This is a genomic window from Microbacterium sp. SY138, from assembly GCF_039729145.1.
Lineage (GTDB): Bacteria > Actinomycetota > Actinomycetes > Actinomycetales > Microbacteriaceae > Microbacterium > Microbacterium maritypicum_A.
Map to the genome: position 1 here is coordinate 3,611,386 of NZ_CP155793.1, position 20,492 is coordinate 3,631,877.

Here is a 20,492-nt window from a genome sequence, read left to right on the forward strand (position 1 = left end):
GACGTCGCGTCAGCCTCGCGGATCGAATCGGCGCACCGGGTGTGTCGCCGCGACGAGCGCGCGCAGCCCCTCCAGGTCGGCAGCAGCAGCGCCCAGGGCACGCGCCTGCACGAGCACGTTGCCGAGAGCGGTCGCCTCGACGGGACCGGCCAGCACCGGGAGCCCGGAGCGATCGGCGGTGGCCTGGCAGAGGAGCGCGTTGAGCGAGCCGCCCCCGACGAGGTGGATCACGTCGACCTCGCGGCCCGAGAGGGCGGATGCCGTCCGCACGGTCGCGGCGAAGGCCGCCGCGATGCTCTCCACGATGCTGCGCGCGAACGCCGCACGGCTCGTCGGCGCAGATGCCCCGTCCGCCTGGATCAGCGCGGCGATGCGGGCGGGCATGTCGCCGGGCGCGCTGAGCGAAGGATCGTTCGCATCGAACAGCGGCACCCCATCCGAGACCGCGGCTGCCGCAGCGAGCAGCTCCGCCAGATCGATCGACGCGCCGTCCTCCCCCTCCCACGCCCGCACACTCTCGCTCAGCAGCCACAGACCGGTGACGTTGTGCAGAAAACGGTATCGACCATCGACGCCGAGCTCGTGGGTGAAGTTCGCCTCGCGCGCGGCGTCCGTCAGCACGGGTTCGGTCAGCTCCAGTCCGACGAGACCCCACGTGCCGCACGAGATGTACGCGGCGGAAGGCGACGTCATCGGCACGGCGACCACTGCCGAGGCGGTGTCGTGCGAACCGACCGCGATCACCGGGAGGTCGGCGCCGATCCGGGCGGCGAGATCCGGACGCAGCGACCCGATCACCGCGCCGGGGTCGATGAGCGGAGGGAGGATGCGCGACGGGATGCCGATGCGCGATGCGAGATCGCTGTCCCACTCCCCGTCGTCCACTCCGAGCAACCCCGTCGTGGAGGCATTCGTCCGCTCCGCCGCGCTGACGCCCGTGAGCAGGAACGCGATCAGGTCGGGGATGAGCAGCGCCACGTCGGCGTCAGCGATCCGCTCGTCGACCCGGTACTGGTACAGGGTGTTGAAAGGCAGGAACTGCAGTCCGTCGCGGGCGTAGAGATCGGCGAACGGAACGATGTCGTGCACCTCTGCGACGCCCCGGGCGGTGCGGGAATCGCGGTAGTGGAACGGCTCGGCGAGAAGAGCGCCGTCCGCGAACAGCCCGTAGTCGACGGCCCAGGAATCGATCCCGATGCTCTCGATCGCCGGTTCGCGCCGTACCGCCTCAGTCAGACCCGCCACGACGTGCTCGTACAGGGCCGAGAAGTCCCAGTGCAGACCGTCGTCGCGCTCGACAGGGCCATTGGGGAAGCGCGCCACGAGCTCGAGCTCGAGCCTCCCCTCCCCGATCCGCCCGATCATCACACGGCCGCTGGTCGCCCCGAGATCGACGGCCGCGACCGCGCGCACGCTCATCGCAGGAACGCCGCGGCGACGCCGGAGTCGACGGGGATGTGCAGACCCGTGGTGCGGCTGAGCTCGGGACCGGTCAGCACGTAGACCGCGTCCGCGACGTTCTCGGGCACGACCTCGCGCTTGAGGATCGTGCGGTTCGCGTAGTACTGACCGAGGTCTTCTTCGGCGACGCCGTAGGTCGCGGCACGGTTCGCGCCCCAGCCCGAGGCGAAGATGCCGGAGCCGCGGACCACGCCGTCGGGGTTGATGCCGTTCACACGGATACCGTACTCGCCGAGCTCGACCGCGAGCAGCCGCACCTGGTGCGCCTGGTCGGCCTTGGTGGCGGAGTAGGCGATGTTGTTGGGGCCGGCGAAGACCGAGTTCTTGGATGAGATATAGATGATGTCGCCGCCGAGCTTCTGATCGATGAGCACGCGGGCGGCGGCCTTGGACACGAGGAACGATCCCTTGGCCATCACGTCGTGCTGCAGATCCCAGTCCTTCTCGGTGGTCTCCAGCAGCGGCTTCGACAGCGAGAGGCCGGCGTTGTTGACCACGAGGTCGACACCGCCGAACGCGAGCACCGCCTCGTTCAGGGCGGCCTGCACGGCCTGGGGGTCGGCGACGTTTGCCGCGATGCCGATCGCGACATCGGTGTTGCCGAGCTCGGCGGCAGCGGCCTGCGCCTTCGAGGCGTCGAGGTCGGCGACGACGACACAGGCGCCCTCGGCCGCGAGGCGGGTCGCGATGGCCTTGCCGATGCCGGATGCGGCGCCGGTGACGAAGGCGATACGGCCCTGGTGCGACTTCGGCTTCGGCATGCGCTGCAGCTTGGCCTCCTCCAGCGCCCAGTACTCGATGTCGAACTTCTCGGCGTCGGAGATCGGCGAATAGGTCGACAGGGCCTCGGCGCCGCGCATCACGTTGATCGCGTTGACGTAGAACTCGCCGGCGACGCGGGCGGTCTGCTTGTTCGCACCGTAGGAGAACATGCCGACACCGGGGATCAGCACGATGAGCGGGTCGGCGCCGCGGATGGCAGGAGACGTGGCCGTCGCGTGCGCGTCGTAGTACGCCTGGTAGTCGGTGCGGTACTGCTCGTGCAGCTCGTGCAGGCGCGCGATCTGCTCCTCGGCAGACGCCGTGGCCGGCAGGTCGAGGATCAGCGGCTTCACCTTGGTGCGCAGGAAGTGGTCGGGGCAGCTGGTGCCGAGCGCGGCGAGGGCGGGCGCCTGTTCCGACGCCAGGAAGTCGAGGACGACGTCGGCGTCGGTGAAGTGTCCGACCATCGGCTTGTCGGTCGAGGCGATGCCCCGGATGGTGCCGGCGAGGGCCGCAGCGCGCTCACGGCGCTCGGACGCGGGGAGGGCCTCGAAGCCCGAGCGGACGCCGCCGAACGGGTCGGCCTTGCCGTGCTCGGCGATGTAGGCGGCCGCGGTGTCGATGATCCAGAGAGAGTTCGCCTCGGCCTCCTCCGACGTGTCGGCCCACGCGGTGATGCCGTGTCCACCGAGGATGCAGCCGATCGCCTGAGGGTGCTGCTTCTTGATCTCGGCGATGTCGAGTCCGAGCTGGAAGCCGGGACGACGCCACGGCACCCAGACGACCTTCTCGCCGAAGATCTTCGTGGTCAGCGCTTCGCCGTCTGCCGCGGTGGCGATCGCGATGCCCGAATCGGGATGCAGGTGGTCGACGTGCACGGCGTCGACCAGGCCGTGCATGGCGGTGTCGATCGACGGGGCGGCACCCCCCTTGCCGTGCAGGCAGTAGTCGAAGGCGGCGACCATCTCGTCTTCGCGGTCAAGTCCGGGGTACACGTCGACGAGCGCGCGCATGCGGTCGAGGCGCAGCACGGCGAGACCGCTCTCGGTCAGGGTGCCGAGGTCGCCGCCAGAGCCCTTGACCCACATCAGCTCGACCGGCTGGCCCGTGACGGTATCGGTCTCGGTGCCCTTGGCCGAGGTGTTTCCTCCGGCGTAGTTGGTGTTCTTCGGGTCGGCGCCGAGGCGGTTCGACCGGGCGATCAGAGCGGCGGCGGTGGCGTTGGTCATGACTCTCCAAGACAGGGGCGATGCACACGACCGTGTGCACTCGTGCTGTTACTTCTTGTGAAAGATAACACGAACTGACGTCGTGGAGAAAGGGTGTCTGGCGAGGGCGTCTGGGATTCAGAGGATGTCGGCGATATCCCGGAAGGCATCCAACCGCTCGTCGCCGGGATCGAGCTCGGTGATCAGCACCGAGATCTCGTCGCGTTCGAGCGCGCGGGCCACCGACCGGCGCCCGAGCTTGCTGGAGTCGACGCACACCACCGTGGCGCCGGCGTTCGCGGCCATCGCCTGCTTCAGCTCGGCTTCGTCCACCGAGACCTCGGACGTGCCGTCGGCGCCGTCGAGCGCGTCGGCCGAGGAGAAGAAGGTGTCGAAGTAGACCGAACGCATGCTCCGGCGAGCGATCGGGCCGACGAGACTGCCCGTGGTGGGCTCCGCGGTGCCACCGGAGATCACCGCCGTCACGCCGTCGAGCGGATGCAGCACCTGGAACGACTCGAAGGAGTTCGTGTACGCCGTGAGCCCGGCGCGCGGACCGATCACCGAGGCGAGCATGTTGACGGTCGACGACGCGTCGAGCGCGATGCTGCCATGAGCCGGGACGAGTCGCAGCGCCTTCTCGGCGATCGCCTTCTTCGCGCTCGCCCTGATGGCCCGGCGCGCATCGAACGGGCGCGCTCTGGGGGCGGCGGTCGCCCCACCTCGCACCCGACGCACTCGGCCCTCCGCCTCCAGCTCGAGCAGGTCGCGTCGGATCGTCATCGACGACACCGCGAACAGTTCGGCAGCGGCCTCGATCATCACGCCCTGCGGGCCGTTCGCGAGTTCGACGAGTTCGTCTCGACGTCGTTGCGCCTCGAGATTGCCGGAAAGAGCCATGGGAGGAATCTATCCGGTGTGCACGCCGGGGCCGATCCCCCGATCATCGACCCTCGCTCTGTGCGCTCATATGAGCGGCTGGTGTCGCGAGGTGAGCGCCGCCGCTAGGCTCTGCTCATGCTCGGAAACACCACGGAACCTCTTCTCGGCCGCATCGCCGTCGTCACGGGCGGGGCGCGGGGCCTCGGTTACGCCATGGCCGAGGCACTGGCGACCGCCGGCGCCGATATCGCCCTCCTCGACCGCCTCGACACCGTCGCCGATGCCGCCGACACCCTGCAGTCCGAGACGTGGCGGCGTGGCATCGGCGTCAGCGTCGACGTCACCTCCGACGCCTCCGTCGCGGCTGCCTTCGATGCCGTCGCCGCGCAGTTGGGCGTGGCCGACGTGCTCGTCAACAGCGCGGGCATCACGCTGGGCACGCCCCTCCTCAACACCACGCCAGCGGACTGGCGGCGGGTGCTCGACGTCAACGTCACCGGCACCTTCGTCACGAGCCGTGAGTTCGCGCGTCGGCACGTCGAGGCCGCACGAGGAAACCCGGCCAGCGTGGTCAACGTGTCGTCGATGTCGGCGTTCGCGGTGAACATCCCGCAGACCCAAGCGGTCTACAACACGTCGAAAGCCGCGGTGTCGATGTTCACCAAGAGCGCGGCGATCGAGTGGTGGCCGCACGGCATCCGCGTCAACGCGATCGCCCCGGGATACTTCGCCAGCGACATGACCAGGGACTTCGTGGCGGAGAACCCCGAGATGGCCGACGAGTGGGTGCGGCGCATCCCCGCCGGGCGGATGGGGGAGCCCGAAGAGCTCGGCGACCTCCTGGTCTACCTCGCGAGCGAGCGGTCGAGCTACGTCATCGGGCAGAGCATCCTCATCGACGGTGGTTACACCAGCGTGTGAGAGGCCGCCGGACGGGAAGCCCGGACCCTAGGCTGAGGGACATGCCCGAACTGCCCCTCGGCTCGGCGAGCTTCCGAGCTGCCGCCGTCGACCTCGGAGGGTCCAGCGGTCGCGTCGTGAGCGCGACCGTCGACGGGGATCGGCTGCGGATCGACGGGGTGCACCGGTTCCGCAACCGCGCGTTCACGGACGAGCTCGGACTGCGGTGGGATGCCCAGCGGCTGTACCGCGACGCGGTCGCCGGTCTCGCGGCGCTTCGCCGCGAGGGACCCGCCTTCGCCAGTGTCGGCGTGGACGCCTGGTCGGGAGACTACGGGCTGCTCGCCTACGACGGCCTGCTCGATGCTCCCTTCCACCAGCGCGATGCCCGCACCGACCGCAGCTTCCCCCTCGTCGACGCGATCCTCCCCGCCGCCGATGCCTTTCGAGACACCGGGGTCACCGCCCTCCCGATCATGACGATCTACCAGCTGATGGCCGACCGGGAGGCCGGGCGTCTCGACACCGTGCAGCGGATGCTGCTGATGCCCGATCTGCTCGCGCACTGGCTCGGCGCCGAAGAGGTCGCCGAGGCGACGAACGTCTCCAGCACCGGCCTCGCCCTCCCCCGCGGTGCCGGCTGGGATGCCGGCCGGATCGACGCGCTGGGCCTGCCGGCGCGGATCTTCCCCGAGATCGTCGCGCCCGGCACCGTGACCGGGCGTGTGGCTGGCGGCATCCTGGCGCCCGGGGATGCCACCGACATCACCGCCGTCGCCTCGCACGACACCGCCAGCGCCGTGATCGCCGTCCCCGCGCGCGACGAGGACTTCGCCTTCGTGTCGTGCGGCACGTGGATCCTCACGGGTGTCGAGGTCGATCGCCTCATCACGAGCGACCGGGCCCGCGAGGCGGGTTTCACGAACGAGCTCGGCCTCGACGGCACCGTGCGGTTCCTCCGGATCGCCGCCGGGCTCTGGATCATCAACGAGTGCATGCGGGAATGGGGGCTCGACGGCTGGGGAGCACGCAGCACCGCCGCCCGTCGCGAGCTGCTGGCCCGTGCCGACACCGCCCCGGGCACCCGGGTGCCGATCGACACCGGAGACCCTCGCCTGCTGCGCCCCGGGCAGATGACCGCGCGCATCGCGGAACTCGTCGCGGAGGCCGGCGGACGCATGCCCACCGACCGCGCCTCCGTGGTGCGGCTGGTGCTGGAGAGTCTCGGGGCGTTCGTGGCCCGACAGGTCGACGAAGCAGCGGCGCTCTCGGGTGTGGACGTGCGGGTGATCCACCTGGTCGGCGGCGGCTCCGAGTCGTCGATCCTGGCGCAGGCCGTCGCCGACCGCTCGGGGCGCGCCGTGGTCGCGGGGCCGTCGGAGGCCACGTCGATGGGCAACATCCTGGTGCAGGCCCGCGCGCACGGCGCGGTGCACGGAGGTCTCGGCGATCTGCGCCGCGTGGTGCGCGCCTCCACCGAGCTGCGGCGCTACGAGCCCGTCCGCCGCTGAGCGGGCTGGTCGGTCCCGCTCAGGCCGAGGTCTCGAGCAGGCGCCGGGCGAGAGCGGCATCGGTCACCAGGGAATCGACGATCCCTGACCGCAGGGCGGCGGCGACGGCACCCGTCTTCGAGGGGCCTCCCGCGACGGCGATCACCTCGGGGATGCGGCGCAGCTGCTCGGTGGATACCGCGAGAGACCGCTCGGCCACCGACCCCACGACGGCACCGTTCTCGTCGATGAGCGTCGCGCAGATCTCGGCCTTCACCCCCGCCGCGAGCAGCTCGTCGAGCGCGCCCGCGCGCCCGGCATTGTCGTACAGCTGCGAGTCGGGCGGGCTCCAGGAACCGATCGCGACGACGGCCTTGGTCACCGAGTCGAAGCGGCGGAAGGTCTCCATGATGCCGGGCTCGCGACGCAGGGCCGAGGCGGTGGCGGCGGTCTCGACCAGCAACGGGGCGAAGATCGCGCGGGAGCGTCCCCCCGAGATGCGGCTCACCTGGCGGATCACCTCGACGCCGTTCTCGGGCGTGGGGGCGGCGACGCCGGCGAGCTGCACCACCTCGCACGTCGCCAAGGTGCGCAGGTGTCCGGCCATCGCGGTCAGGGTGCGTCCGGCCGTGAGCCCCAGCACGTCGCCCTCGGTGACGATCTCGCTGAGCAGGTCGGCAGCTGCGCGCCCGAGCCGATCCTGAATGAGGTCGGGCGTGGTGCCGGGAGTGATCACCGCGAGAGCGCGCGTCAGCCCGAAGCGGGCGCGCAGCTGCATGGACAGGTCGAGATCGAGGGAGTCCGGTGCCTCGATCGTGATCTTCACCAGCCCCTGCTCGAGCGCATCCTCCAGCATCCGCGCGATCTTGAAACGGGAAAGGCCGAGTTCGTCGGCGATCTCGATCTTCGTCCGCCCGTCCAGGTAGTGCCGGCGCGCGACGTGCGAGATCCGCACCAGTTCATCGGGTCCCATGTCGCCTCTTCGTCTCGCGTCGTGTCAGGTCGGTTCAGCATATCCCGGTTTCTCCTTCTGCGCTCATATGAGCGGCCAGTTGTCTCATCCGTCACGCATGGCTAATGTCGGTCGAGCAATCACGACCCCACGATTGCACCCGCACCACGAGGAGCCCGATGAAGCGCACTGAACTGCCCACGACCATGCGTGCGAGCGTGCTGGTGCGCGCCGGCGAGCTCACGGTGGAGACCCGCCCCGTGCCGATCCCGTCCGCCGATCAGGTGATCGTGCGGGTGAACGCGGTCGGCATCTGCGGCTCCGACGTCCACTACTTCCACGAGGGGCGCATCGGCGACTTCGTCGTGGAGGAGCCGCTCGTCCTCGGCCACGAAGCCGGCGGCACGATCGTCGCGGTCGGGGCCGACATCGACGACGCCCGCGTCGGCGAGCGCGTCTCGATCGAACCGCAGCACCCCTGCCGGGTGTGCGAGTTCTGCCGCAGCGGGCGCTACAACCTCTGCCCACGGATCGAGTTCTACGCCACCCCGCCGATCGACGGCGCCTTCGCGGAGTACGTCGCGATCCAGGGCGACTTCGCCTACACCGTTCCCGATTCCGTGAGCGACGACGCCGCAGCGCTCATGGAGCCGCTGTCCGTCGCCATCGCGGCCGTGCAGAAGGCCGGTGTGCGACCCGGGAGCCGCGTGCTCATCACCGGGGCGGGGCCCATCGGCATCGTCACCGCGCAGACCGCACGCGCATTCGGTGCCACCGAGATCGTGATCAGCGACCCGATGGCCGAGCGTCGCGAGGTCGCCCTCCGGTTCGGCGCGACCGCCGCCGTCGACCCGGCGGCCGGACCGCTCGGCTCGGGATACGACGCCTTCGTCGACGCCTCGGGATCCCCCGTCGCCGTGAAGCAGGGCATCTCGGCATTGAAGCCCGGCGGCATCGCCGTGCTCGTCGGCATGGGCGCCGACGAGATCGCCCTCCCCGTCTCCACGATCCAGAACCGCGAGCTGATCGTCACCGGCATCTTCCGCTACGCGAACACCTGGCCCACGGCGATCGAGCTGGTCGCGTCCGGCGCCGTCGACCTCGATGCGCTGGTCACCGGGTCGTTCGGCCTCGCCGAGGTGCGCGAGGCTCTCGATTCCGCCTCGCACCCCTCGACCCTCAAGAGCATCGTGCGTCCTGACCGCGAGCACGCGAGGGAATCATGACCGACCTCGAGCGCACGGGGAACATCACCCTCGACGAGCAGCCCGACATGCTCGCGTGCGTCGACATCCGCAAGGCGTTCGGCGGAGTGCCCGTGCTCAAGGGCGTGGGGCTGCACCTCGTGCCGGGCACCGTGACGGCGCTCGCTGGCGAGAACGGTGCCGGCAAGTCGACGCTCATGAAGATCGCCTCGGGCCAGATGAAGGCCGATGCCGGTCGTGTGCTCGTGCGCGGCGAGGAGCTCACCGCGGGATCCGCGCGCGACGCCCACCAGCGCGGCATCGCCATCGTGCCGCAGGAACTGGCCTCGATCCTCGACACCACGGTGTACGAGAACATCTTCGTGGGGCGGGAGCTGCGCAACCGGTTCGGGCTGGTCGACCGCCGCCGCATGGCCAGGGAGGCCCGGCAGATGCTCGCCGAGTTCGGCGTCGACATCGATCCCGGAGCCCGGATGGGATCGCTGCCGGTGGGACTGCGGCAGATCGTCGAGATCGTCAAGGCGACCAGCACCGGCGCGCGGGTGCTGCTGCTGGACGAACCGACCAGCGCGATCGCCGAGCGCGAGGTCGCCCGCCTGATCGAGAGCATGCGCATGCTGCGCGACCGCGGCGTCGCGATCCTCTTCACGACGCACAAGATGGAGGAGATCCGCGCGATCGCCGACCGGGTCGTGGTGCTCCGCGACGGCGGCCTCGTCGCGGATGCACCGCTCTCAGAACTCAGCGACGACGACATCGTGACCGCGATGATCGGCCGCGAGCTCGAAGACCTGTTCCCCGACCTGCCGCCGGCTTCCGACGACATCGCCCTCTCGGTGCGCGGGCTCGAGTACACACCGGCCCCGCAGCCGGTTGACCTGCAGGTGCGCCGCGGTGAGATCGTGGGGCTCGCGGGGCTCGTCGGCGCCGGACGCACCGAGCTGATCGAGGCGCTGTTCGGCGTGCGCTCCGCGACTGCGGGTGAGATCGCCGTCGGAGGCGCTCGCGTGCGTCGCGGACGCCCCGCCGACGCGATCACCGCCGGCATGGCCTTGGTCCCTGAGGACCGCAAGGGCGCGGGAGCCGTGCTCAGCATGGACATCCTCGCCAACGCGACCCTGCCGCGCATGAACCAGTTCTCGGTCGCCGGATGGCTCAAGGGCCGCAGCCGCGTGGACGCCGTCTCCGAGGTGATGAGCTCCGTGCGCCTGCGCAGCCGTGGTCTCGGGCAGCTGATGGAGACGCTCTCGGGCGGCAACCAGCAGAAGGTGGTGCTCGCGCGCTGGCTCACCGGCGAGGTGAAGGTGCTGCTGCTCGACGAACCCACCCGCGGCGTCGACATCGGCGCCCGCAGCGAGATCTACCGCATCATCACCGACCTCGCCGCCTCGGGCATGGCCGTGGTGATGGCGTCGAGCGACATGCCGGAGATCCTCGCCCTGTCGCACCGCGCTCTCGTGCTCAAGGACGGCGGCGTGGTGGCGGAGCTCGACCGCACCGCCCTCCAGCAACCCGACGTGCAGGACCGCATCTTCCGACTCGCGAGCGGACTCGACATCTCCGACGCACCTTCCGCAAAGGACGACCAATGACCGACACCCGCACCGCCGCGCCGACCTTCGTGCCCGAGTCGGAAGTGAAGCGCTTCAGCCCGACCTGGTTCGGCGACCTCGCGATCCGCTACGCGATGGTGATCGTGATGGTGCTCATCATCGCCTTCTTCCTCTACCGCAGCGCGCGCTTCGGCACGGTCGACAACCTGCAGACGATCCTGGTCGCGGCGGCACCGTTCGCCCTGATCGCCCTCGGGCAGACGCTCGTGATCCTCACCGGCGGCATCGACCTCTCGGTCGGCAGCGTGATCGCCGCAGCGGCCGTGTTCGGCAGCCTCACCGCGAAGGCGTTCCCGGATCAGATCTGGCTCGCGATCGTCGCCGGAGTCGTGGTGGGGTTCATCGCCGGGGCCATCAACGGCTTCGTGGTGTCGGTGATCAAGGTGCCACCCTTCATCGCGACGCTCGGCATGCTCACCCTCGCGTCCGGTGTCGCCTACGTCGCGGGCAACGGCGCCCCCATCACCGGGCTGCCGGCCGACTTCTCCCGCATCGCCAACGCCCAGTTCGGCGGGCTCACCCTGCCGGTCATCCTGATGATCGTCGGCATCCTGGGACTCGCGATCATCATGCGCCGCACCGCCTGGGGTATGCGGGTCTACGCGATCGGCGGCAACCCGATCGCCGCCGGCATCGCGGGCATCAACGTCGGCCGCACCATCTTCAGCGTGTATGCCATCTCCGGCATGCTCGCCGGCATCTCGGGCGTCATGCTCGCCAGCCGTGTCACGCTCGGCGCTCCGAACCTCGGCGTCGGCTACGAGCTCGACGCGATCGCGGCGGTCGTGATCGGCGGCGCGAGCCTGCTCGGCGGCCGCGGCTCGATCTGGGGGACCGCCCTCGGACTGCTCCTCATCCAGACCCTCAACAACGGCCTCGACATCCTGACCGTCCCCGCCTACTGGCAGAAGGTCATCAAGGGGGTGCTCATCGTCGCGGCGGTCGCCGTGGACGTGTGGGCGACCCGACGACGAAGCCGCTGACCGATCACGACGAAGAACCCTGCTTCATCGCACCATCCAACGAGAGGAATCCCATGTTCACCAAGAAGAGCCGCATCGCCGCGGCTTTCGCCGTCACCTCCGTCGCCGCGCTGATGCTCGCCGGATGCGGCGCGGGCGACCCGAACGCGAATACCGGCAGCGGAGACGACAGCGGCCAGGAGCGCATCACCATCGGTGTGAGCGTCTACGACATGTCGTCGTTCGTCACCGAGGGCAAGGAGGGCATCGAGCGCTACGCCGAGGAGAACAACATCGAGATCCTGTGGAACTCCGCAGGGCTCGACGTCAACACCCAGGCGAGCCAGGTCGACCAGTACGTCACCGCCGGTGTCGACGCGATCGTGGTCATCCCGGTGCAGGCCGACTCGCTGCAGCCGCAGATCGCCGCCGCGAAGGCCGCCGACATCCCCTTCTTCGACGTCAACGCCTCGCTCAACAGCGAAGACCTCACCGGTTCGGTGCAGCCCGACGACGTGGCCGCGGGCGAGCAGGAGGCGCAGATGATGATGGAAGCCCTCGGCGGAAAGGGCAACGTCATCATCCTGCAGGGTCCGCTCGGAGGCTCGGGTGAGATCAACCGCGGCAAGGGCATCGACAACGTGCTCGCCGAGAACCCCGACGTGAAGGTGCTCGCCAAGGACACCGCGAACTGGAAGCGCGACGAGGCCGTCAACAAGGTCAGCAACTGGATCTCGGCCTTCGGCGACGACATCGACGGCGTGATCGCCCAGAACGACGACATGGGGCTCGGTGCTCTGCAGGCGCTCAAGGAAGCCGGGATGACGGATGTGCCGATCGTCGGCATCGACGGCATCGCCGACGGGCTCGAAGCCGTGAAGAACGGCGACTTCATCGGCACCTCGCTGCAGAACGGCACGGTCGAGCTGTCGGCCGGCGTGGCCTACGCCGCGGCCATCGTGCGCGGAGAGGACGTCAAGGAGAACCCGGTCTACCTGATGCCCGCGATCACGAAGGACAACGTCGACGAGGCGATCGGCCACGTGGTCACCGAGCGCGACGCGTTCCTGAAGAACCTCAGCGAGATGACCAACAAGAACCTCAAGAGCGGCAACATCGCTTACGAGGGTCTCACCGGCCAGTCGGAGTGACGGCCGCACCCGAGCTGCGAGGATGCTTCGGCGTCTTCGCGGCTCGGGTCGTTCACGGATGAGGGAGAGGCAGATGCCGTCGACGTACGTCGCCGGCGTGGATTCGTCCACGCAGAGTTGCAAGGTGACCGTGCACGAACTCGCGACCGGGGAGGTGGTGCGCACCGGACGGGCATCGCATCCGCCCGGCACGGAGGTCGCTCCCGAGGCATGGTGGTCGGCCCTGCAGCACGCGATCGTCGATGCCGGCGGTCTGGACGACGTGGCCGCGATCTCGATCGCCGCGCAGCAGCATGGGCTCGTGGCACTCGACGCACAGGGGCACGTCGTCCGCGACGCGCTGCTCTGGAACGACGTGCGCAGTGCGGACGCCGCGGCGGCGCTCGTGGCGGAGGTCGGCGCGCACGAGTATGCGCGTCGGGTCGGAGTCGTGCCGGTGGCGTCGTTCACCGGAGCCAAGCTGCGGTGGCTGCGTGATCACGAGCCCGCGAACGCAGCCAGAGTCGCTGCGGTCGCCCTGCCCCACGACTGGCTCTCCTGGCGACTGCGCGGGTATGGGCCCGTCGGTGCGTCCGCGCTCGGTCCCGCCCTCGACGCCCTCGCCACCGACCGCTCCGACGCGAGCGGCACTGCGTACTGGAGCGCCTCCACAGGCGCCTACGACCTCGACCTGCTCGAGCGTGCGTTCGGTCGCGTCCCGATCCTCCCCCGCGTCCTCGGGCCCGCCGAGCGGATGGGCGTCATGCCCGGAGGCACCGCGGTCGGAGCCGGTCTGGGCGACAACGCCGGTGGTGCGCTGGGACTCGGTGCCCGACCGGGCGACGCGATGATCTCGATCGGCACGAGCGGCACGGTCTTCGCGGTCGCGGATCGGCCCCTCGCCGACCCCACCGGAACGGTCGCCGGCTTCGCCGACGGAAGCGGGAATCATCTCCCGCTCGTCGCGACCCTCAACGCGGCCCGCGTGCTCGATACGGTCGCCGGGCTGCTCGGCGTCGATCACGACGCACTCGCCCTCCTGGCGCTGGCCGCCGAACCCGGAGCGGACGGCCTGGTCCTGCAGCCCTACTTCGAAGGGGAGCGCACCCCGAACCGCCCGGATGCCACCGCCACGCTGTTCGGCATGTCGCTCGCCTCGACACGACGCGAGACGCTGGCGCGCGCTGCGGTGGAGGGTCTTCTGTGCGGTCTGGCCGACGGCCTCGACGCGATCCGTCGGTGGGGCGTGCCGGCCACCCGCATCCTGCTCATCGGTGGGGCCGCGCGCAATCCCGCCGTCTCGCAGATCGCGGCTCAGGTGTTCGATGTGCCGATCGTGGTGCCGGGCATCGACGAGGCCGTCGCCCGAGGGGCGGCGGTGCAGGCGGCCTGGGCCCTCACGGACGAGCGCCCGTCCTGGGCAGACGGCGAGGCGCGGTCGTTCGCGGTCGACCACCGTCCGATCATCCGAGAGCAGTACGCCGCCCACGTCTGAGCCGGGCGGCGTACTGCTCTGCAGAGGACCTGCGGTCAGGCGCCCCAGCCGGCCTGCACTCCGCCCACCCGCTCGGCGGCGATCCGCTCCTGGTAGCCGGAGGCGAGATAGGCGGCCATCGGATCGGCGGCGAGACCGCGCGACTCCCGCCATTCGGCCAGGGCGGGCCGCACGTCGGTGTAGAAGGCATCCATGAAGAGGGCGTTCGCGGCGAGCACGTCGCCCGACCTCTGGGCAACGGCGAGCGCGTCACGGTCGACGAGCAGCGCACGCGCCGTCATCTCCTGCACGTTGAGCACCGAGCGGATCTGGCCGGGGATCTTGTCCTCGACGTTGTGGCACTGGTCGAGCATGAACGCCACGTCGGGGTTGTTCAGGCCGCCACCGCGGATCACCTCGAACAGGATGCGGAACAGCTGGAACGGGTCGGCCGCGCCCACGATCAGGTCGTCGTCGGCGTAGAAGCGCGAGTTGAAGTCGAACGAGCCGAGCTTGCCGAGGCGCAGCAGCTGCATCACGATGAACTCGATGTTCGTGCCCGGGGCGTGGTGGCCCGTGTCGAGGCACACCATCGCCTTGTCGCCGAGCGCGCTGACCTGCGCGTACGAGGTGCCCCAGTCCGGGACGTCGGTGTGATAGAACGCCGGCTCGAAGAACTTGTACTCGAGCACGAGGCGCTGGTCGTCGCCGAGGCGGTCGTAGATCTTCTGCAGCGAATCCTGCAGGCGGTCCTGGCGCCCGCGCATGTCGGCCTGGCCGGGATAGTTCGACCCCTCGGCCAGCCAGATCTTGAGGTCGCGGCTGCCGGTCGCATCCATCACGTCGATGCAGGCCAGGTGGTGGTCGATCGCCTTCCGCCGGATCGCGGCGTCCTCGTGCGTGAGGGCGCCGAACTTGTAGTCATCGTCCTGGAACGTGTTGGAGTTGACCGTGCCGAGGGTGACTCCGTGATCCTCGGCGTGCGTGCGCAGATCGGAGTACGAGTCCACCACGTCCCACGGGATGTGCAGCGCCACCGCGGGAGCGAGTGCCGTGTAGCGGTTGACCTGGGCGGCGTCGGCGATCTTCTCCCACGGATCCCGCGGCGTGCCGGGGGTGCCGAACACCTTGAAACGCGTGCCGGAGTTGCCGAAGGCCCAGCTGGGGAGCTCGATGCCCTGCTTCTCGAGGATGGCGAGGTTCGAGGGGGTGAGGATGCTCACGATGCACTGCTTTCGTTCTGGAGACCGGAGGAGGAGAGCTGGTCTTCGAGGTGGAACACCTCGGGAAGTGTGGGGGCGGCCTGGTCCGGTCGGCCGTCGAGACCGACGAAGAAGCGACTCATCTCGGCCTCCCAGCGCGCGGCGACGGGCGACGCGGCGAGATACGCCTGGGCCGCGGCGTCGTCATCGGTCTCGTAGTAGCCGATGAGCTCACCGTCGGGAGCGAGGAACAGCGAATAGTTGCGGCGTCCGGCCGCCGCGATCTCGGCGAGCATCTCCGGCCACACGGGCGCGTGACGCTCGCGGTACTCGTCCAGGAGTTCCGGTCGCACCTGGAGCTTGACGCATACGCGGGTCATGAGGGCCTTTCTGCGAGCGCCCGGCCGACCACTGTGCCGGCCGGGCGCCCGGTGTCCATCAGAAGTCGAACTCGCCGATGTTGTCGGCGTTGAACACGAACGGGTCGCCGAGCAGCACCACGCCGTCGTCTCCGACCGTGTACTCGCCGAGGTCACCGGCGGTGAAGCTGTCGCCCTTCTTGCCCGTGATGTCGCCCTCGATGAGCGCCTGCGCCGCGAAGGCCGCGAGGTAGCCGAGGTCTTCCGGGTTCCACAGCGCGAACGACGTGACGGTGCCGTCCTCGACGTATTCGCGCATCTGGTTCGGGGTGCCGAGACCGGTGAGGGCGACCTTGCCCTTGTAGTCGGAGGTGGACAGGTAGCGGGCGGCTGCCGCGATGCCGACCGTGGTGGGCGAGATGATGCCCTTGAGGTCAGGGTGGGTCTGCAGCAGGGCCGCGGTCTTGTCGAACGACGTCTGGTCGTCGTCGTCGCCGTAGACGGTCTCGACGAGCGTGATGTCGGGGTAATCGCTGGCGAGGTACTCCTTCATCAGGTCGATCCAGGCGTTCTGGTTCGTCGCGTTCGCCGATGCCGAGAGGATCGCGATCTCTCCGGCGCCGCCGATCTGCTCGGCGATCAGGTCGACCTGCACCTTCGCGATGCCCTCGGAGTCCGCCTGGTTGATGAAGACGTCGCGGCATTCCGGGTTGGTGTCGGAGTCGAAGGTGACGACCTTCACGCCGGCGTCGCGCGCTTCGTTCAGCGCGTCGCAGATCGCCTTCGGATCGTTCGCCGAGACGACGAGTGCTCCGACACCCTGCTGCGTGGCCGTGTTGATGTAGCTGACCTGCGCATCGGGGGTGGCCTCGGCCGGCCCGACCTCGGCGAACGTGCCGCCGAACTCCTCGACGGCCGCCTTGCCGCCCTTGCTCGACGTGTCGAAGTAGGGGTTTCCGAGGTTCTTGGGCAGGAAGGTGATGGCGAGGTTGCCGTCTCCGCCGCCGTCGCCGCCGTCTCCGCTGCCGGTGCTCGCGCACCCGGACAGGGCGACCGCTGCGGCCACCGCGATGGCGGCGAACGCGGTCACACGCTTGCGTGCAAACATCATTGTTCTGTTCCTTTCGTGAGGGGTGCCGCTATTGCGGCGTCGGCGTCATGAAGCTGTGGGTGCGGCGCCGGTGGTCGAACGTCCTGGTCTGCGCCGAGCCTTCTGCAGCCAGGCGAGGAAGCTGGCGGCGACCACCGAGACGATCAGCAGGGCGCCGGTGATGATGTTGATCACGTCGGAGGTCACGTTCATCAGTCGCAGCGCGCTGGCGAGTGAGCCGATGAGCAGGGCCGCGGCGACGACGCCGTAGATCTTTCCCCGCCCGCCGAACACCGAGACTCCTCCGAGCACGACGGCCGCGATCACCTGCAGCTCGAGGCCGGTGGCGTTGTCACCTCGCGCGCTGCCGTAGCGGAGCGTGTAGAACACCCCCGCGAACGCGGCGACCACCCCGGAGAGCACGAAGAGGATGAACTTCGTCCGCTCCACGTGCACGCCCGAGAACCTGGCGGCGTCCTTCGACAGTCCGATCGCGTACACACCACGCCCGAACGGGGTGTAGTGCAGCAGGAGGATGAAGCCCACCAGCAGGAGCAGGAAGGGGATCATGACCACGGGGATCGTCGTGCCGGCGAGCTTCGCCTTGGCGAGGTCGGTCCAGAACTCGGGGAACTCCGTGACCGCCGCGGTGCCGAGCAGGCCGACCGCGAGGCCGCGGAACAGCGCGAGGGTTCCGATGGTCACCGCGAGCGAGGGCAGGCCGACGACGGTCACGAGGAACCCGTTGAAGGCACCGCCGACCAGACCGACGAGCAGCGCGGCGAGCGCGGCGACCTCGAAGGGGATCCCGCCCTGCACGAGCGCTCCGGTGACGACGCTGGAGAGCCCCACCATGCTGCCGACCGACAGGTCGATCTCGCCGGTGATCATGACGAGCGTCATCGGCAGGGCGATCAGGAGGATCGGGGCGATGTCGAGGAGCAGGTAGGTGAGCGTGATCGGCTGACCGAAGCCGCGCACCGTGCTCGCGGAGGCGATGACGACGAGGACGAGCAGGGCGACGATCGCCATCTCCCTCGTGAGGAGCACACGCCGCCAGAGCGGCTTGTCGAAGTCGCGGATCACCCGGGTGGTCGCGGTCGCGGTCGCGGCGGTCATGACTTGTCCCTCGCTTCGATGAGCCGTCGTTTCTGGCGGACGGCGAGGACACGGTCGAGCACGATCGCGCCGATGATCAGGAGGCCGACGACGGCGCGCTGCCAGAAGTCGGGGATGCCGAGGATGGGAAGGGCCCGGTTGATCGTGAGCAGCAGCACCGCACCGATCGCCGCCCCCCAGACCGAGCCGATGCCGCCGGTGATCGCGACGCCGCCGATCACGGCCGCGCCCACCGCGTCGAGCTCCCACCCGGCTCCGGCCTGCGAGTTGATGGTGCCGTAGCGGGCGGCGTAGAACACCCCGGCGAGACCGGCGAGCGCACCGGAGACGACGAAGGCGGTCAGCACGCGGCGCGTGACGCGGAGGCCGTAGAGCTCCGCGGCCGCGGGATCGGATCCGATCGCGTAGTACTCGCGGCCGCCACGGGTGTTCTTCATGTACCAGGCGGCTGCGGCGAGCACGATGAGTGCGACGATCGTGAGGATCGGGATGCCGATGAGCTGCCCGGTGCCGAGGGCGAGGAAGTCCTTCGGCATGTCGGAGGCGTTCACCCGGTCGCTGCCGGTCCACAGCACGTTGATGCCGCGGTAGGCGTAGAGCGTGCCGAGGGTGATCACCATGGCGGGCACTTTGGCGAAGGCGACCAGCGCCCCGTTGATGAGTCCGAGGAGGGCTCCGAACACGACGGCGGCCACCACCACGATCATGATCGGGATGCCGGGGACGTCGATGAACAGGCGACCGGTGAGGTAGGCGGTGAGCCCCATGACCGAGCCGACCGAGAGGTCGACGTTGCGGGTGATGAGGACGATGGCCTGTCCGACGGCGACGAGCACGAGGATCGAGGGCGTCAGGAGCAGGTCGCGCCAGCCGTCGGGGCTGAACAGGAAGTTCGAGTTGTTCGTCGTCGCGGCGATGATCACGAGCGCCAGGGCGAGGAGGATGCCGAACTCCCGCGCCCTGCCGAGGGCTGCGAGCCTCTTCGTCATCGAGGAGACGGGGATGGCGGTGGTCACGAGGAGAGCTCCGATGCGTGCGTCGCGGCGTACATGACGTTCTCGGAAGTGGCCTCCGAGCGGGCGATCTCGGCGGTGATCCGGCCTTCGCGCATGACGAGGACGCGGTCGGCCATGCCGAGCACCTCGGGCAACTCGGACGAGATCATGAGGATTCCCATGCCCTGCCCCGCGAGCTCGGAGAGCAGCCGGTGCACCTCGGACTTCGTGCCGACGTCGATTCCTCGGGTCGGCTCGTCGATGATGAGGACCTTCGGCTGCGTCGCGAGCCACTTGGCGAGGACGACCTTCTGCTGGTTGCCGCCGGAGAGCGTGGCGGCGACAGTGTCGAGGGCGTGCGTCTTGACCTCGAGCCTGGTGGCCCATTCCCGGGCGGAGCGGTTCTCGATCCCGGTGGTGAGGAAGCCCAGCTTCGCGAGCTGGCGGCGGATCGAGAGGGTGATGTTGCCGCCGACACCCGATTCGATCACGAGCCCCTGCTTGCGGCGGTCTTCGGGAACGAGCGCGAGACCGGCCCGCATGGCATCGGTGGGGCGGTTGCGCGGGATGCGCGCGCCCTGCATCATGACGGTGCCCTCGCGATAGGGGTCGACCCCGAACACGGCACGCGCGACTTCGCTGCGGCCGGCTCCGACGAGACCGGCAAGGCCCACGATCTCGCCCGCGCGCACGGTGAACGAGATGTCGTGGAAGACACCGGGGCTGGTGAGGTTCTCCACCTCGAGCAGCGGAGCGCCGACCGTGGTCTCCTGCTTGGGGAACAGTTCGGTCACCTCTCGACCGACCATCTGGTGCACGATCTCCTCGACCGAGGTGTCGGCGATCGCACTGGTGGCGATGTAGGCGCCGTCGCGCATGACGGTGACGGTGTCGCAGAGGGCGAAGACCTCGTCGAAGCGGTGCGAGATGAAGATGAGCGCGCGGCCCTCGTCGCGGAGGCTGCGGGCGATCGTGAACAGGCGCTCGACCTCGACGCCGGACAGCGCGGCGGTGGGCTCGTCCATGACGAGAAGGCTCGCGTCGAGCGAGACGGCCTTCGCGATCTCGATGACCTGCTGATCGGCGATCGAGAGGCCCTCCGCCGGACGGTCGGGGTCGATGGTCACGCCGAGCCGGGTGAACAGGCGCTCGACCTCGTGCCGCATGGCCTTGCGATCGATCCGTCCGAAGCGCCCCGTGGGCTGGCGGCCCATGAAGATGTTCTCGGTGACCGAGAGGTCGGGGAAGAGCGTCGGCTCCTGGTAGATCACGGCGACGCCCGCGCTCTTGGACTGCGCGGTCGAGGTGAAGTCCACGTCTTCGCCGTGGAACCGGAAGATCCCTTCGTCGCGCTGGTACAGGCCGGCGACGATCTTCACGAGGGTGGACTTGCCTGCACCGTTCTCGCCGACCAGGGCGTGGATGGAACCGCCGTCGACCGACAGCGTCCCGGAACGGAGCGCGACCACCGCACCGAACGACTTTCGGATGTCGCGGAGCTCGAGCGCCGGTGGAGCACCGGGAGCCCCAGAGGGAATCGTCATTGATCGGACCTAAACTGCAGGATCATCCCTGCGGATTGAATCGTTTTAAAAGGTGGAGCATCTGTAAATTACGACCCTGGGTGGGCTGCTGTCAAGTCACGGAATGAGCAGTGGTACGTTTCAGGGAGAGGTTTCGCGGATCCC

Annotated in this window: 17 protein-coding genes; 7 read left to right on the forward strand and 10 right to left on the reverse strand. The window is 69.3% G+C overall.

From position 1 onward, the window contains the following. Positions 1-9 precede the first annotated feature (9 nt). The 3 genes from ABDC25_RS17435 to ABDC25_RS17445 all read right to left on the reverse strand — a co-directional run bounded on the left by ABDC25_RS17435 (position 10) and on the right by ABDC25_RS17445 (position 4,331). Complete coding sequence (locus tag ABDC25_RS17435) at positions 10-1,419, reverse strand: rhamnulokinase family protein (RefSeq protein ID WP_347123869.1); 1,410 nt, start codon at positions 1,417-1,419, stop codon at positions 10-12. Next, complete coding sequence (locus ABDC25_RS17440) at positions 1,416-3,452, reverse strand: bifunctional aldolase/short-chain dehydrogenase (RefSeq protein ID WP_347123871.1); 2,037 nt, start codon at positions 3,450-3,452, stop codon at positions 1,416-1,418. The genes ABDC25_RS17435 and ABDC25_RS17440 overlap by 4 nt, the downstream gene beginning before the upstream one ends. A 117-nt stretch (positions 3,453-3,569) precedes the next feature. Beyond that, complete coding sequence (locus ABDC25_RS17445; protein ID WP_347123873.1) at positions 3,570-4,331, reverse strand: DeoR/GlpR family DNA-binding transcription regulator; 762 nt, start codon at positions 4,329-4,331, stop codon at positions 3,570-3,572. 117 nt (positions 4,332-4,448) lie between these two features. Here ABDC25_RS17445 and ABDC25_RS17450 point away from each other — a divergent pair, with 117 nt between their 5' ends. Both ABDC25_RS17450 and ABDC25_RS17455 read left to right on the forward strand, forming a co-directional pair. Further along, positions 4,449-5,234 (forward strand): SDR family oxidoreductase, encoded by a 786-nt coding sequence (locus ABDC25_RS17450; RefSeq protein ID WP_347123875.1) that lies wholly within the window; start codon positions 4,449-4,451, stop codon positions 5,232-5,234. A 41-nt stretch (positions 5,235-5,275) separates the two neighbouring features. Next, positions 5,276-6,724 carry an FGGY-family carbohydrate kinase gene (locus ABDC25_RS17455; protein WP_021201650.1) on the forward strand — a complete coding sequence of 483 codons (1,449 nt, stop codon included), beginning with the start codon at positions 5,276-5,278 and terminating at the stop codon, positions 6,722-6,724. Positions 6,725-6,743: 19 nt separating this feature from the next. On the opposite strand, the gene ABDC25_RS17460 is transcribed toward ABDC25_RS17455, so the two are convergent. Further along, positions 6,744-7,676 (reverse strand): sugar-binding domain-containing protein, encoded by a 933-nt coding sequence (locus tag ABDC25_RS17460; RefSeq protein ID WP_021201649.1) that lies wholly within the window; start codon positions 7,674-7,676, stop codon positions 6,744-6,746. Positions 7,677-7,834: 158 nt separating this feature from the next. Here ABDC25_RS17460 and ABDC25_RS17465 point away from each other — a divergent pair, with 158 nt between their 5' ends. From ABDC25_RS17465 to xylB, 5 genes are all read left to right on the forward strand, one after another. Continuing rightward, positions 7,835-8,881 (forward strand): NAD(P)-dependent alcohol dehydrogenase, encoded by a 1,047-nt coding sequence (locus ABDC25_RS17465; RefSeq protein ID WP_021201648.1) that lies wholly within the window; start codon positions 7,835-7,837, stop codon positions 8,879-8,881. Continuing rightward, positions 8,878-10,452: a sugar ABC transporter ATP-binding protein gene (locus tag ABDC25_RS17470; RefSeq protein ID WP_021201647.1), complete on the forward strand. Its 1,575-nt coding sequence runs from the start codon at positions 8,878-8,880 to the stop codon at positions 10,450-10,452. The genes ABDC25_RS17465 and ABDC25_RS17470 overlap by 4 nt, the downstream gene beginning before the upstream one ends. Next, on the forward strand, positions 10,449-11,456 hold the full coding sequence (locus tag ABDC25_RS17475) for an ABC transporter permease (RefSeq protein WP_021201646.1): 1,008 nt from the start codon (positions 10,449-10,451) through the stop codon (positions 11,454-11,456). Before ABDC25_RS17470 ends, ABDC25_RS17475 begins: the two co-directional genes overlap by 4 nt. Positions 11,457-11,509: 53 nt before the next feature. Beyond that, positions 11,510-12,586 carry a substrate-binding domain-containing protein gene (locus tag ABDC25_RS17480; RefSeq protein WP_031208351.1) on the forward strand — a complete coding sequence of 359 codons (1,077 nt, stop codon included), beginning with the start codon at positions 11,510-11,512 and terminating at the stop codon, positions 12,584-12,586. A 73-nt stretch (positions 12,587-12,659) separates the two neighbouring features. Further along, positions 12,660-14,060 (forward strand): xylulokinase, encoded by a 1,401-nt coding sequence (gene xylB, locus ABDC25_RS17485; RefSeq protein WP_167255207.1) that lies wholly within the window; start codon positions 12,660-12,662, stop codon positions 14,058-14,060. A 35-nt stretch (positions 14,061-14,095) separates the two neighbouring features. Here the strand turns inward: xylB and rhaI are convergent, their stop codons facing one another. The 6 genes from rhaI to ABDC25_RS17515 are packed head-to-tail and all read right to left on the reverse strand — an operon-like array spanning position 14,096 to position 20,348. Beyond that, positions 14,096-15,262 carry an L-rhamnose isomerase gene (gene rhaI, locus ABDC25_RS17490; RefSeq protein WP_021201643.1) on the reverse strand — a complete coding sequence of 389 codons (1,167 nt, stop codon included), beginning with the start codon at positions 15,260-15,262 and terminating at the stop codon, positions 14,096-14,098. Then, positions 15,259-15,621, reverse strand: coding sequence for an L-rhamnose mutarotase (locus ABDC25_RS17495; protein WP_021201642.1), 363 nt, complete (start codon positions 15,619-15,621; stop codon positions 15,259-15,261). Before ABDC25_RS17495 ends, rhaI begins: the two co-directional genes overlap by 4 nt. Positions 15,622-15,679: 58 nt before the next feature. Next, positions 15,680-16,711 carry a rhamnose ABC transporter substrate-binding protein gene (rhaS, locus tag ABDC25_RS17500; RefSeq protein WP_347123880.1) on the reverse strand — a complete coding sequence of 344 codons (1,032 nt, stop codon included), beginning with the start codon at positions 16,709-16,711 and terminating at the stop codon, positions 15,680-15,682. Positions 16,712-16,756: 45 nt separating this feature from the next. After that, positions 16,757-17,809 carry an ABC transporter permease gene (locus ABDC25_RS17505; RefSeq protein WP_292766273.1) on the reverse strand — a complete coding sequence of 351 codons (1,053 nt, stop codon included), beginning with the start codon at positions 17,807-17,809 and terminating at the stop codon, positions 16,757-16,759. Beyond that, entirely contained in the window at positions 17,806-18,798 is a 993-nt protein-coding gene (locus tag ABDC25_RS17510) for an ABC transporter permease (protein WP_347126022.1), read from the reverse strand. The genes ABDC25_RS17505 and ABDC25_RS17510 overlap by 4 nt, the downstream gene beginning before the upstream one ends. A gap of 23 nt (positions 18,799-18,821) precedes the next feature. Then, on the reverse strand, positions 18,822-20,348 hold the full coding sequence (locus ABDC25_RS17515; RefSeq protein ID WP_347123882.1) for a sugar ABC transporter ATP-binding protein: 1,527 nt from the start codon (positions 20,346-20,348) through the stop codon (positions 18,822-18,824). Positions 20,349-20,492 lie beyond the last annotated feature (144 nt).